Origin of the sequence: Pseudomonas sp. Leaf127 (assembly GCF_001423155.1) — a bacterium.
Taxonomy (GTDB): domain Bacteria; phylum Pseudomonadota; class Gammaproteobacteria; order Pseudomonadales; family Pseudomonadaceae; genus Aquipseudomonas; species Aquipseudomonas ovata.
The window spans coordinates 38,016-51,948 of sequence record NZ_LMOA01000026.1; the positions used below are offsets into that span (position 1 = coordinate 38,016).

11 protein-coding genes are annotated in these 13,933 nt (G+C 65.8%); 7 read left to right on the forward strand and 4 right to left on the reverse strand.

The features are described 5' to 3' along the window. Positions 1 to 68: 68 nt before the first annotated feature. The 4 genes from ASF84_RS27400 to tssA all read right to left on the reverse strand — a co-directional run bounded on the left by ASF84_RS27400 (position 69) and on the right by tssA (position 3,971). Positions 69 to 557 carry an Hcp family type VI secretion system effector gene (locus ASF84_RS27400; protein WP_056842050.1) on the reverse strand — a complete coding sequence of 163 codons (489 nt, stop codon included), beginning with the start codon at positions 555 to 557 and terminating at the stop codon, positions 69 to 71. 268 nt (positions 558 to 825) lie between these two features. Then, positions 826 to 2,319 carry a type VI secretion system contractile sheath large subunit gene (tssC, locus tag ASF84_RS27405; protein ID WP_056842195.1) on the reverse strand — a complete coding sequence of 498 codons (1,494 nt, stop codon included), beginning with the start codon at positions 2,317 to 2,319 and terminating at the stop codon, positions 826 to 828. A 15-nt stretch (positions 2,320 to 2,334) separates the two neighbouring features. Continuing rightward, a complete protein-coding gene (gene tssB, locus ASF84_RS27410) occupies positions 2,335 to 2,850 on the reverse strand; it encodes a type VI secretion system contractile sheath small subunit (RefSeq protein WP_056842051.1) in 516 nt (171 codons plus the stop codon). 86 nt (positions 2,851 to 2,936) lie between these two features. Beyond that, a complete protein-coding gene (gene tssA / locus ASF84_RS27415; protein WP_056842052.1) occupies positions 2,937 to 3,971 on the reverse strand; it encodes a type VI secretion system protein TssA in 1,035 nt (344 codons plus the stop codon). Positions 3,972 to 4,361: 390 nt separating this feature from the next. Here tssA and tagH point away from each other — a divergent pair, with 390 nt between their 5' ends. Genes tagH through ASF84_RS27450 form a run of 7 tightly spaced genes read left to right on the forward strand, consistent with a single transcriptional unit; the run spans position 4,362 to position 13,933 of the window. Next, positions 4,362 to 5,861, forward strand: coding sequence for a type VI secretion system-associated FHA domain protein TagH (gene tagH / locus ASF84_RS27420; RefSeq protein WP_056842053.1), 1,500 nt, complete (start codon positions 4,362 to 4,364; stop codon positions 5,859 to 5,861). 21 nt (positions 5,862 to 5,882) lie between these two features. Beyond that, positions 5,883 to 6,386, forward strand: a complete 504-nt coding sequence (gene tssJ / locus ASF84_RS27425; RefSeq protein WP_056842196.1) for a type VI secretion system lipoprotein TssJ — start codon at positions 5,883 to 5,885, stop codon at positions 6,384 to 6,386. 15 nt (positions 6,387 to 6,401) lie between these two features. After that, a complete protein-coding gene (gene tssK / locus ASF84_RS27430) occupies positions 6,402 to 7,736 on the forward strand; it encodes a type VI secretion system baseplate subunit TssK (RefSeq protein ID WP_056842054.1) in 1,335 nt (444 codons plus the stop codon). A gap of 5 nt (positions 7,737 to 7,741) precedes the next feature. Next, positions 7,742 to 9,034: a DotU family type VI secretion system protein gene (locus ASF84_RS27435; RefSeq protein WP_056842055.1), complete on the forward strand. Its 1,293-nt coding sequence runs from the start codon at positions 7,742 to 7,744 to the stop codon at positions 9,032 to 9,034. After that, positions 9,031 to 12,555: a type VI secretion system membrane subunit TssM gene (tssM, locus tag ASF84_RS27440; RefSeq protein WP_056842056.1), complete on the forward strand. Its 3,525-nt coding sequence runs from the start codon at positions 9,031 to 9,033 to the stop codon at positions 12,553 to 12,555. The genes ASF84_RS27435 and tssM overlap by 4 nt, the downstream gene beginning before the upstream one ends. After that, on the forward strand, positions 12,552 to 13,217 hold the full coding sequence (gene tagF / locus ASF84_RS27445; RefSeq protein ID WP_056842057.1) for a type VI secretion system-associated protein TagF: 666 nt from the start codon (positions 12,552 to 12,554) through the stop codon (positions 13,215 to 13,217). The genes tssM and tagF overlap by 4 nt, the downstream gene beginning before the upstream one ends. Beyond that, entirely contained in the window at positions 13,217 to 13,933 is a 717-nt protein-coding gene (locus tag ASF84_RS27450; RefSeq protein ID WP_056842058.1) for a PP2C family protein-serine/threonine phosphatase, read from the forward strand. The genes tagF and ASF84_RS27450 overlap by 1 nt, the downstream gene beginning before the upstream one ends.

Sequence of the window (13,933 nt, forward strand, 5' to 3'; positions counted from 1 at the left end):
TACCGCCTGCCTGGCAGGCATCCTGATGCCAATTGCCCCCGGCCGGAGCGGCCGGGGACGCCAAGACCTTAGCGCTTGGTATTGGAGCGGATGTTCCAGCCGTACTTGATCGGGCCGCCTTCCTTGCTGCCGTCGGCTTTCTGAGGCTGGTAGTCGACCAGGACCTGGGCGAAGTTCAGGGTCACGTTCTCGATCAGGCGGTCATCGGCGCCCGAGCCACCGGTGCTCAGCGAGGTGACCAGCACTTCTTCGAGGTTGATGATCAGGTACTCGACCTGGTTGTCGCCGCCGGCCTTGCGCACGGTCAGGGTGACCTTGTCGATGTGCTTGCCGCTGGAGCAATGCATCATCAGGTTGGGGGTCGCCTTGTCGACGTACTTGGTAATCGACAGGTCCTGAATGTTGACCTTGCCCGCACCGCCACCGGTGCCCATGTGCATGTTGCCGGACTGGGACATGCCCCAGCTCCAGTTCAGCACTTCGATTTCGTCCTTGTGAGTCTTGTCGACCGACTCGCCCTTGATGTCACCGATCTTGATGAAAATATCGACAGCCATGGTTTCTCCTGATGTGGCACAGCGCCACTGAGTGATTTGTGCGACAACACCGCTTTTCTAACTACGCCGCCTATGACGCCTATGACGCCTATGACGCCTATGCCGCTTACGCCGCTTACGCCGCCTATGCCGCTTACGCCGTCTATGTAGGAGCGCGCTTGCCCGCGACCGGCTGCGTTAGCAGTCGTAAATTTTCAGCGCCTACACAATTTTTACGAGCGCTACGCACTCGGTCGCGGGCAAGCGCGCTCCTACGGCGGTTTCAGGGTCAGGCGCCTTTTGTCGATGGCAGCTTGGATACCAGGCGCAGCGACACGGTCAAGCCTTCAAGCTGGTAATGCGGACGCAGGAAGAACTTCGAGGTGTAGTAGCCCGGGTTGCCTTCGACGTCCTCGACCACCACTTCGGCGGCAGCCAGCGGATGCTGGGCCTTGGTGGTTTCGGTGGAATGCGCCGGGTCCCCGTCGACGTAGTTGAGGATCCAGTTCTGCAGCCAGCGCTGCATCTCGTCGCGCTCTTTGAACGAGCCGATCTTGTCGCGCACGATGCACTTGAGGTAATGCGCAAAGCGGCAGGTGGCGAACAGGTACGGCAGGCGCGCGGCCAGGTTGGCGTTGGCGGTGGCGTCCGGGTCGTCGTATTCGGCCGGTTTCTGCAGCGACTGGGCACCGATGAACGCGGCAAAGTCAGTGTTCTTCTTGTGCAGCAGCGGCATGAAGCCGTTCTTGGCCAGCTCGGCCTCGCGGCGGTCGGAAATGGCGATCTCGGTCGGGCACTTCATGTCCACGCCACCGTCGTCGGTGGGGAAGGTGTGCGCCGGCAGGTTCTCGACCTCACCACCCGATTCCACGCCACGAATGCGCGAGCACCAGCCGTAGTGCTTGAACGAGCGGTTGATGTTCACGCCCATCGCGTAGGCCGCGTTGGCCCAGGTGTACTTGGCGCTGTCGGCGCCGTCGGTGTTCTCTTCGAACGCAAAGGCTTCGACCGGGTCGGTCTTGGCGCCATACGGCAGGCGGGCCAGGAAACGCGGCATGGTCAGGCCGATGTAGCGCGAATCTTCGGACTCACGCAGCGAGCGCCAGCCGGCGTACTCGGGGGTGGTGAAGATCTTGGTCAGGTCGCGCGGGTTGGACAGCTCCTGCCAGGAACCCATGCCCATCACTGTCGGCGAAGCGGCGGCAATAAACGGCGCGTGCATCGCGGCGCAGACCTTCGACAGCTCGCCCAGCAGCTCGACATCCGGGGGCGACTGGTCGAAATAGTAATCGCCGATCAGGCAGCCATAGGGCTCGCCGCCGAACTGGCCGTATTCCTCTTCGTACATCTTCTTGAACAGCGGGCTCTGGTCCCAGGCCGTGCCCTTGAACTTCTTAAGGGTCTTGTGCAGCTCCGGCTTGGAGATGTTCAGCACGCGAATCTTCAGTTGCTCGTCGGTCTCGGTGTTGTTGACCAGGTAATGCAGGCCGCGCCAGGCACTTTCGACCTGCTGGAACTGCGGGTGATGAATGATCTGGTTGACCTGGGCGGTGAGCTTGGCGTCGATGGCCGCGATGATCGACTCGATGGACTTGATCGCGTCGTTGGACACCAGGTCGGTCTGGGCCAGGGCCTGTTCGGCCAGGGTGCGCACGGCGGTCTCGACCGCTTCGCGGGCGCGCTCGGTCTTGGGCTTGAATTCCTGCAGCAGCAGCGAGGCGAACTCGTTGGTGTGCTCTACGGTGCCCGCCGGGGCCTGATTGTCACGCTGTAAATCGGTCATGGTCATGGGTCCTGATCAAGCGGAGGGCTCGGAGTCCTTGGGCTTAGGCGCACTGGCCAGGGCTTGCAGCAGCGCCGGGTCCTTGATGGCTTTCAGAATGATTTCTTCGGCGCCGGTCTTGCCGTCCATGTAGGTCAGCAGGTTGGCCAGCTGGGTACGGGCTTCGAGCAACTGGTTCAGCGAGTCGACCTTGCGCGCCACGGCCGCCGGGCTGAAGTCGTCCATGCTCTCGAAGGTGATGTCCAGGCTCAGGTTGCCTTCGCCGGTCAGCTCGTTGGGCACATGAAAGGCCACCCGCGGCTGCATGGCCTTGAGCCGCGAGTCGAAATTGTCGACGTCGACTTCCAGGAACTTGCGCTCGTTCACCGGCGCCAGGGGTTCTGCGGGCTTGCCGGTCAGGTCGGCCATCACGCCCATCACGAACGGCAGCTGCACCTTCTTCTCGGCGCCGTACAGTTCCACGTCGTACTCGATCTGCACGCGAGGCGCACGGTTGCGCGCAATGAATTTCTGCGAACTGGTTTTCGCCACGTTGCTTCTCCTGGTCGCTGCTGCGACGGTGTTGGCCTCAAAGCCGATAACAGGTTGCGCATCCCAAGCGTGATCCGCCTCGCGGGTCAGTCAGGCTCGGGACCGCGCAGGGTTTCAAACTGGGACATGCCGTCGGGAATCAGGTTGCGCACGATCGCCTCGAAGTCGGCATTGACCAGGCTCTTGGCACGGTTCAACAGCATCGGCAGCGGGCTGGAGGGCTCGTGGCGGGCGTAGTAGGCCAGCAATCGGTCGAGGCTGCGCAGCACGTCTTCACGGCTGTTGATCTCGGCACTCGGACGCGGTGCGGCGGGTGCGGCAAAGGCCTGTACCTGGGCGGTGCCGGCGTCGTCGGCGGCCTGCGGGGCCGGGACCTCGTCGTCGGTGCCCGCTTCAGCGGCCGGGGCATGCTCGCCCAACACCTGCAAGGCCTGGCGCAAGGGCTGTTTCAGCGCGGCCAGGTCGATGCCATGCTCGGAGCCTACATGTTCATTGACGAACGCTTCGATGGCCGCTGCCCGTTGCAAGGCCTGGCGCAGGGCCGCGTGGGTGTCCTGCAGGGTCTGCGGGTCGCTGTCGCGCAAGGCGGCGCCCAGGGCTTCGAGGCTCAGCGACTCGTCGCTGGCGTGTTGCAGGCCACCGGCGTGCAGCGCGGCGCGCACGCTCAAGGTGCCGAAGGCGCGTGAGCGCACCAGCGGGCTTTCACGCAGCAGGCGCAGGTTGGTGTCGCAGGCCAGGCCCGCCAGTGCATTGATACGCAGGGTCGGGTCGTTGTCGTCATCGGCGTCCAGCAGCGGGTACAGCGTGTCCCAGTACTGGCGCAGCAACTGGTCGATCAGGTCGAGGGTATTGGCCAGGCCGGCAATGCCGTCCAAAGCCACGGCGCTCTGCACCAGAAAGTGGGTGATGCGCAGGTCCTTGCTGCGTTGTAGCAAGCCGCTGGCCGACTGCTCGATCAAGCGCCAGGCAGGCGGTTCGGCAGCTTGCACGGCATCACCCATGACGCGCTCGGGTTTGCCCTGTGCGTCACGCTCCAGCTGCAGGAAGTCGGCGTCGTATTCCAGATCCTCGCCACAGGGCGCGTCGGCTGAAACAGCGCTGAGTAACAGTGCGACATCCATCAAACGTGATCTCCTTATCGACTCAGATGATGTCTACGGTTATGTGGGAAAATTTTTGGAACTATTTGAAGAGGCTGTAGTCAGCCATAACTTGCTAGATGTCATAGTGACACTATCGAGTTTTTAAAGTGGTGCATTTTTGGAGTAGTTAAAGGGCAATGTCAAGGTTAGGATAGGCGCCCTTTCGGGAAGTTGTGACACAGCTAACAGCTTGCATGTTATTTTGACATCGCTTGGCGGGGCGTGATTATCATGCGCGCAAAGTCGCCGATCTGCAGGCTTTTAGTTGTTATCCCGGAGATTGAACTTTTTCGGAAGTTGCCGGTCAGGCTTGGATTGTCAGGGCGCAGAGCGGCCATTTGATCAAATGCGATATAGCAGGGAGGCACGATGTCGCTGTGTTTGACCATCACCAGTTACCACAAGATTACGCCGGGCCAGTGTGCAGAAAAGACCCTGGATCAAGGCGTAATGGCAATTGGCCGTAGTTCGGAAAATGACTGGATACTTCCTGACCCGGAGCGACTGGTGTCGTCGCGGCACTGCGTCATTCAATATAAGGACGGCCGTTATTACCTGACCGACCACAGCACCAACGGCGTCGAACTGGTCGAGGCGGGTATTCGCCTGCGGCGCGGTAACAGCGAAGTGTTACAGGACGGTGAACTTGTGCGCATCGGCGAATACGAGATTCGCGTGCGCATCGATTTCAACATGCAGTTGCCCGAGGCAGGGCTGAAGGCGGGTGAAACGGCGAACAGTTTCGAAGCGCTGATGAGCCGCCAGGACAACCACTGGCAGGCGTCGCCCTGCGCTCAACATCCGGGTTTGCCACCGATCGACGCCCCCGGCATGGCCCGGCTGCAAGGCGGTTCGGCGCAGGACACCTTTGCCGACCTGTTCGATTTCCTGGCACCGGGCAGTGTCGCGCCGGCCACCCAGCCCGACCATGTGCCGGCCCGCCAGCATGACTTCCGGCCACCGACACCAGTGCTGCCTGCCGCCCCGGTTGCCGCCCCTGTCGAAGCGCCGCCACCGGCACCGACCGCTGCCGCGCCGGGCATGATTCCCGATGACTGGGACCCGCTGGCCGATCTGGTCGCGCCAGCGCCTGTCCCTGTTGCGCCGGCGCCGGTACGCCCGGCCGTGGTTGCCGCGCCAATCCTGCCCGCCGCCCCGGCGCCTGAGCCCGTTACCGCCTTGCCGCCGCCGGTTGAGCCTGCACCTGTGCCACCCGCCGCCGTGCAGCCCCCGGCGGCGCCCGTTGCACAACCTCCGGCGCCACCGCCGGGTGCTCAGCAGCAGGACCTCTTGCAAGCCTTCCTGCGCGGTGCAGGCCTGGACCAGTTGACCCTCGACCCCGCCCAGGCCGCCGCGCAGATGGAAGCCATCGGCCGCAGCTACCGGCTGATGGTCGAAGGCCTGATCGATGTGTTGCGGGCCCGCACCAGCCTCAAGGGCGAATTCCGCATGCAACAGACCATGATCCGCCCGGTGGAAAACAACCCGCTCAAGTTCGCCCCGAATGCCGATGAAGCGCTGCTGTTGCTGCTGCGTCATGGCAACCAGGCGTTCATGGGGCCCGAACAGGCGATCGAAGACAGTTTCGACGACCTGCGCGCCCACCAGCTGGCCGTCATGGCCGGGGTCGAAGCGGCCATCAAGCACCTGCTCAAGCGCTTCGAGCCGGCCGCGCTGGAAACCCGCATGGGCAAGCCCGGCGGGCTGACCAACCTGTTTGGCGGCACGCGCCAGGCGCAGTACTGGCAGCAATTCACCGCGCTTTACCAGCGCATTTCGCAGGAAGCCGAAGACGACTTCCAGGACCTGTTCGGCCGCGAGTTCAGCCGTGCCTACGAAGCGCACAGCCAACGCTTGCGCCGCCCCTGAGACCCTGCCGTGAGCATTGCGATGTTGCGTATCTTTGCCCCCCTGATTGCCCTGGCCTTGCTGCTCGGTGGCTGTTCGTCGAAGCCTGGCGAGCCGCCCGCGCTGGCGCCGGTCGAGGCCGCCGAAGACGGTGCCATCACCCTCTACCTGCAAGCCGCGGCCGGCCTCAATCCTGGCGCCAGTGGCCAGCCGGCCCCGGTGCGGGTGCGGATCTTCGAACTCAAGAACAGTGCGGCCTTCAGCCGTGCCGATTATTTTGCCCTGGCCGAACGGGCCGGCGATGCGCTGGGCGCGGACCTGATCGATCAGGACGAAGTGCTGGTGCGTCCCGGTGAAAGCCGCCGCGTGACGCGCACCCTCAACCCGGCCACCCGGCACATTGGCCTGGTGGTCGGCTACCGCGAAATCGACCGCGCCCTGTGGCGCCTGGTGTTGCCGGTCGCGCCCCGACAAGACCCGCCTTACCGCATCGAACTCGATGCGCAGGCTATCCGCAGCGCCCCTGTAACCCTTCCTGCTCACTAGGCAATCGGAGAACCCATGTCCTGGAACAATCGTGTGGTCTGGTCGGAAGGCATGTTCATTGGAACCCAGCATTTCCAGCAGCATGACCGCTACCTGGAAAACCTGGTCGACGCCCGCAGCCGTCCGCTGTCGGCCGCGGCCTGGGGGTTTTCCGAACTGCTCATCGACCAGGGCCTGCTGGCCCAGGGCAAGCTGGCGATCATCAGCGCGCGCGGGCTGCTGCCCGACGGCACGCCGTTCAACATTCCCCATGACGACCCGGCACCCAGCCCGTTGATCCTCGACGACAACGTGCGCGACGGCCTGGTGTACCTGGGCCTGCCGCTGCGCCGCGCTGGCGTGCGCGACACGGTCGATGAAGGCGAGGCCGCCGGCGCGGCCCGCTATGTCAGCCAGGTGCGCGAAGTGCGCGACGACAATGCACCGTTCGAAAACCGCGCCCCGGTGGCCGTTGGCGCCCGCGCCTTGCGCCTGCTCACCGAACAGGAAGGCCTGGGCGACTACGCCGTGCTGGGCGTGGTGCGGGTCATCGAGAAACGCGCCGACCACGTCTTGCTGCTCGACGAGCAGTACATCCCGCCGCTGCTGGACATCGCTGTCAGCCGTCCGCTCAGTGCCTTTCGCAGCGAGCTGCAAGGCCTGCTGCGCCAGCGTGGGGAAGCCCTGGCCGGGCGCGTGGTGGCCTCCGGCGCCGGCGGTGCTTCGGAAATCGCCGACTTCATGCTGCTGCAACTGGTCAACCGCGCCGAGCCGCTGGTCCAGCACCTGGGCCACCTTAGCCCGCTGCATCCGGAGCGGCTGTACAGCGAGCTGGTCAGCCTGGCCGGCGAGTTCGCCACCTTCTCGACCCGCGAGCACCGCCCGCAGGAATTCCCGCGTTACCAGCACGACGACCTGCAAGCCAGTTTTGCCCCGGTCATGCAGGCGCTGCGCGAAGCCTTGTCGATGTTGATCGACAGCAAGGCGGTGCCGATCCCGATCGTCGAGAAAGCCTACGGCGTGCACGTGGCCATGCTGGCCGACAAGAGCCTGCTGGACAATGCCAGCTTCATCCTGGTGGTACGTGCCGACATCCCCGGCGAAACCCTGCGCGGTCGCTTCGGCCAGCAGAGCAAGGTCGGTTCGGTGGAGCACATCCGCGACCTGGTCAACCTGCAATTGCCGGGCATCGGCCTGTTGCCGCTGCCGGTGGCGCCGCGCCAGTTGCCGTTCCATGTCGGCTCGACCTACTACGAACTCGACCGGGGCAGCGAGCACTGGCAGCAATTGAGCCGCTCCGGCGGTTTTGCATTCCATATCGCGGGTGAATTCCCGGGCCTGAACCTGGCGTTCTGGGCAATCCGAGGATAAGCGGCATGCACCCCACCGATGACCGTACTCAATTCATGCCGCGCCCCGGTGGCCGCCCGGCCAGCACCGGCGAGGCCGCGCCGGCTGCGCGTGAACCCGAGCCGCAAGGCCCGGCGCTGACGCCCGGCCAGGCTCAAGGCCTGAACCCGCTGGAGGCGGCCGCCGGCCCCCTGCTGGCCTTGCTGACCCGCCTGCGCAACACCATCGCCCACCCGGCGCCGGCCAGCCTGCGCGCCCAGTTGCTGGCGCAGCTGCGCCAGTTCGAAGAGCGTGCCGAGGCGGCCGGTGTGGCGCGCAATGACGTGCTGCTGGCGCGCTACGTGCTGTGCACCGCGCTTGATGAAGCGGTGATGAGCACGCCATGGGGCAGCAGCAGCGAGTGGACCCAGCAAAGCCTACTGATCACCGTGCACAACGAAGCCTGGGGCGGCGAAAAGTGCTTCCAGCTGCTGGAGCACTGCCTGCAAACCCCGCGTGAGCGCCTGTACCTGCTGGAGCTGTTGTACCTGTGCATGAGCCTGGGCTTCGAAGGCCGCTACCGGGTCATGAACAACGGCCGCAGCCAGCTCGACGCCCTGCGTGAACGCACCAGTGCCGCGATTCGCAGCGCCCGTGGCGAGCGCGAGCAGGGGCTGTCGCCGCGCTGGCGCGGCCTGCTGATGGCCCGCGACCGCCTGGCGCAGTTCATGCCGCCCTGGGTCGGCGTGGCCATCGGTATCGCGCTGTTGCTGCTGTTGCTGTTCATCCTGCGCCTGCAACTGGCCGCCGAGGCCGAGCCGGTGTTCAAGCGTATCCATCTGTTGGGCGAGATCCCGGTGCAGGCCATCGACCGGCCGGTGGTGCAGCCCAAGCTGGTTGAGCGTCCGCGCCTGGCAGGATTTTTGTCCGACGAGATCCGCGCCGGCAAGGTCGCCGTGCAAGACGCGGTGGACCGCTCGGTGGTGACCATTCGCGGCGACGAGCTGTTTGCCTCCGGCAGCGCCACTGTGGTCGACGCCTACCAGCCGCTGATGCTGCGCATCGCCGAGGCGCTGGGCAAGGTCAAGGGTGAGGTGCGCATCACCGGCCACAGCGACAACCGGCCCATCGCCACGTTGCGCTTTCCGTCCAACTGGGCCTTGTCCCAGGCCCGGGCCGAACAGGTGTTGCAGATCCTGGCGGCGCGCACCGGGCAACCACAACGCTTCACCGCCGAAGGGCGCAGCGACACCGAGCCTCTGGCCCCCAACGCCACCAGCGAAGGGCGCGCGAAGAATCGCCGGGTTGAAATCACGGTATTGGCGGAGGGCGTGGAGTGAAGGCGTTTCTGGGGTTTGTCATTCGCTGGGTGATCCCGGTGCTGGGGCTGCTCGCCCTGAGCCTGATCATCTGGTTCGTCGGTCCGCTGCTCGATGCGCTGGTGCCCGAAGGCCGGCGCTGGCTGATTATCGGCCTGCTGTGGGCGGTGTGGATCGGCTGGCGGGTGTTTCGCATCATCCAGGCCCGGCGCCAGGCGGCGCGGGTCATCGAAGGCCTGGCCGCCGAGACTGAACCGGACGCGGCCAGCGTGGCCACCGCCGAAGAACTGGCCACCCTGCGCCAGCGCATGGACGAGGCCCTGGCCCTGCTGAAAAAGGCGCGGCTGGGCGGTGATCAGCGGCGCAACCTGTATGAACTGCCGTGGTACGTGATCATCGGCCCGCCCGGTTCCGGCAAGACCACTGCGCTGGTCAACTCGGGGCTGGACTTTCCGCTGGCCGCGCAAATGGGCAGCGGGGCCATCCGTGGCGTGGGCGGTACGCGCAACTGTGACTGGTGGTTCACCGACCAGGCCGTGCTGCTCGACACCGCCGGGCGCTACACCACGCAAGACAGCCATGCGCAGGTCGACAAGGCCGCCTGGCTGGGCTTTCTCGATTTGCTCAAGACCCAGCGGCCGCGCCGGCCCATCGACGGCGCGTTCATCGCCATCAGCCTGTCGGACCTGCTGCTGGGCAGCGACGAAGAGCGCGCCGCCCATGCGGTGGCGATCCGCAGCCGGGTGCAGGAGCTGCACGACCAGTTGGGCGTGCGCTTTCCGATCTACCTGATGCTCACCAAGCTCGACCTGCTGCCCGGCTTCATGGAGTTCTTCGATGCCTTGAGCAAGGAAGAGCGCGCCCAGGTGTGGGGCACCACCTTCGCCTTGGACGACGGCAAGCAGGCCGCCGGTCCCCTGCAGGATTTCCCGGCCGAGTTCGCGGCGCTGGAGCAACGCCTCAACGAGCGGCTGGTCGAGCGTCTGCAACAGGAGCGCGACCCGGCCCGCCGCGACCTGATCTATGGTTTCTCACAGCAGTTCGCCGCCTTGCGCCAGGCGCTGCAAGGCTTTCTCGAAGGCGTGTTCAAGCCCAACCCGTACGAAGAACGGCCCCTGCTGCGCGGCGTGTATTTCACCAGCGGTACCCAGGAAGGCAGCCCTATCGATCGCCTGATCGGGGTCATGGCGCAGAGCATGAGCCTGGACCGCCAGCACCTGGCGCGGCAGAACGGCACCGGGCGCAGCTACTTCATCGAGAAACTGTTTACCGACGTGGCCTTTGCCGAGCAGGGCCTGATGAGCGCCGACCCCAAGGTCGAGCGCCGGCGGCGCTGGATCGCCCGCGGCGTGCTGGCCGCCACCGTGGCGGTGGTGCTGACCGTGGCCTCGCTGTGGTGGGTCAGCTACCGCGCCAACCAGAACTACATTGCCCAGGTCGACGGCAAGGTCGCACCCCTGGGCCCGCAAGTGCAGAACCTCAGCCCCGCACAGCGCGACGTGCTGGCGGTGCTGCCGCTGCTCGATGCGGTGCGCAACCTGGCCGGTGACGCACCGGACTGGTCCGAGGGCCTGGGGCTGTACCAGGGCGACATGCTCGAAGCCGAGTCCGGCAGCGTCTACCGCAAGCTGTTGATCGCGGTGTTCGCGCCACGCCTGGTCAGCCGCATCGAAGAGCAATTGCGCTCCGGTGGCTCGTCGGACTACCTGTACGAAGGCCTGAAGGCCTACCTGATGCTTGCCGACCAGGAGCACTACGACGCCGACTTCATCAAGGCCTGGATTGCCCTGGACTGGGAGCGCAGCCTGCCGCGCGATCTGCCGGCGCAGCAGCGCCAGGCCCTGGACGGCCACTTGCAGGCGCTGTTCGAGCGTCATCCGCCCAAGGCGCGGCTGGACCAGCCGCTGATCGACGACCTGCGCCGCCAGTTGCAGCAGTTGCCGATGGCCCAGCGCGTCTATGACCGGGTCAAGCGCCAGAAGCTGCCGGCCGGCGTGCCGGATTTTCGCCTCAACGAAGCGGCCGGGCGCGATGCCGCGCTGGTGTTCAGCCGCAAGAGCGGCAAGCCGCTGGGCGAACCGCTGAATGGCCTGTTCACCGCCAAGGGCTACCGCGAAGGTTTCCTGCGCAACAGCCTGAGCCAGGCCGGCACCCTGGCCGAAGAGCAATGGGTGCTGGGCGGCGGGCAGGGCAGCGTGCCTGGCGCGGCGCTGGACGTTGCCAGCCTGGCCGGTGAAGTACGGCGCCTGTACTTCCAGGATTTTGTCCGCGAATGGGACGCGCTGCTGGCTGACATCGACTTTGTGCCCATCACCAGCGTGGCCCAGGCGGCCGACGTGCTGCGGGTGATTTCCGGCCCGGATTCGCCGCTGAAAAAACTGCTGGTCGAGGTGGCGAAACAGACGGACCTGCAAGAAGAACAACGCTTGCTCAATGCCCAGGGCAAGAAAGCCGACGACGGCGTCGACCAGCTCAAGCAACGCCTGGGTTCCTTGCTCGGCCAGGAACAACAGAGCGGCGCGGCGCCGACCCCGGCAACCACCGACGACCCGGTCAGCGCGCACTTTGCCGAGCTGCGCCGGCTGGTCGGGCAGGGCGCCGACAACAATCAACCCGCCGGCATCGACGCCCTGCTGGCTGACATGAATGCCCTGTACGTGCAGGTCAGCGCCATGGTCGGCGCCAGCGGCGATGCGCTCTTGGGCGAGGCCAAGAACCAGACCACCGCCGCGGCCAACCGCGTCAACCTCAGTGCCGAACGCCAGCCGGCGCTGGTGCGCGGGCTGGTCAAGTCGGTAGTCAACTCCACCACCAACACCATGATGGGCGGGGTGCGCAACCAGTTGAACGCAGCCTGGACCAGCGAGGTGCTGAACGTCTATCGCCAGTCGCTCAGCGGCCGCTACCCGATGTCGCCCGGCAGCAGCCGCGACGCCACGCTGGATGACTTCGGCATGTTCTTCGGCGTCGGCGGGGTGATGGACAATTACTTCCGCAAGTACCTGCAACCCTACGTCGACACCTCGACCAACCCGTGGCGCTGGCAGCCGGGTGCGGCGCAGAAGCTGGGCATCAACAGCGGCGTGCTGCAGACCTTCCAGCGCGCCAGCGTGATCCGTGATGCGTTCTTCCGTGCCGGCGGCACTCAGCCGGTGGTGCGTTTCGAGCTCAAGCCGGTGGCGATGGACGCCTCGATCACCCAGTTCCTGCTCGACCTCGACGGCCAGCAGATCAGCTACGACCACGGCCCCAGCCGCCCGGTGGCCATGCAATGGCCCAACCCCGGCAGCATCGGCGTGGTGCGCCTGTCGATCAGCCCGCCCTCGGCCAGCGGCCGCTCCGGCGTCACCCTGGATGGCCCGTGGGCGTGGTTCCGCCTGCTGGAGCAATCGGACCTGACCGGCGGCAACGGCCCTGACCGCTTCAACCTGCGCTTGCGCGTCGACGGCGCCAGCATTGCCTACGAGTTGCGCGCCAATAGCGCCTTCAACCCTTTCAAAAGCCGTGTCCTGAGCGGTTTCAGCCTGCCGGAGCGGTTATGACCTACGCCGGGTTCTACGGAAAACTGGCCAGCCGCGGCGACTTTGTCAGCCGCGACTTGCCGCAATCGTTCATCCAGCCCTGGGACCGGTGGCTGGCCGCCGGCCTGCTGGCCAGCCAGCAGCAACTGGGCAACGACTGGTTGCAGGCCTACCTGGTCAGCCCGCTGTGGCGCTTCGTGCTGGCGCCAGGGGTGTGCGGGCCGCAGGCCGTGGCCGGGGTGCTGATGCCGAGCATCGACCGGGTCGGGCGGTACTTTCCGCTGACCGTGGCCGTAGTACTGGATGAGTCGCAACCGATGAATGCCTGGCTGGCGGTGGACGACTGGTTCGAACAGGTCGAGGCGCTGATGCTCGACAGCCTGACACCGGACAACCGCTTCGAAGCCTTCGAGGCCGGCCTGCAAGCCTTGCCGGTGCCGGCGTTCGACGCCGTGGCGGCTACCGAGGTGCAGGGCGACCTGCAACGCCTGGCCGCCACCACCGCGCCGATGCGCCTGGCCGCATTGGCCGAGCAGGGCTGCGTGGGCGCCAGTCTGTGGTGGGGCCGCGGTGGCGAGCACATTGAGCCTGGTCTGTGGCGCTGCCACGGGTTGCCGGCGGCCGCCGACTTTGCCCGGGCCTTGCTGGGGCTCGACAGCGTCGGTCAGGAGGGCCAGGCCTGATGGCACTGACTTTCCAATCGGCCAGCTACAGCCACACCGGCATGGTTCGCCAATTGAACGAAGACGCCTGCCTGGCGCTGTCCGAACGCGGCCTGTGGGTGGTGGCCGACGGCATGGGCGGGCACGCCGCCGGCGACTATGTCAGCAGCCTGATCGTCGATGCCCTGCGCGGGGTGCCGCCTTTGGCGGACCTGACGATCTACGGCGAGGCGCTGGTGCAGCGCCTGCAGGACCTCAATGCCGAGGTGCGCCAGGAAACTGCACGCCGGGGGCTGTCGATGATGGGCAGCACGGTGGTGGTGCTGGCTGTGCGCGAGGATCAGGGCGAGTGCGTGTGGGCCGGCGACAGCCGCCTGTACCGCTTGCGCGACGGCGTGCTGCAAGGCTTGTCGAGCGATCACAGCTACGTGCAGGAACTGATCGACAGCGGCCTGCTCAACGAAGCCCAGGCGCGGGTGCACCCGCGGGCCAATATCGTCACCCGCGCCATCGGTGTCGAGGCGCGTCTGGCGCTGTCGCGGGTGACGCTGGACATCCTGCCCGGCGACACCTTCCTGCTGTGCAGCGATGGCCTGAACAAGACCGCCGAGGACCATGAGATCCGTGACGTCCTCGCGCACCCCAACCCTTATGAAGTGGTTCGCAGCCTGGTGCACCTGGGGTTGACCCGTGGTGCGCCGGACAACATCACCGCCATCGTCGTCAAGGCCACTTGA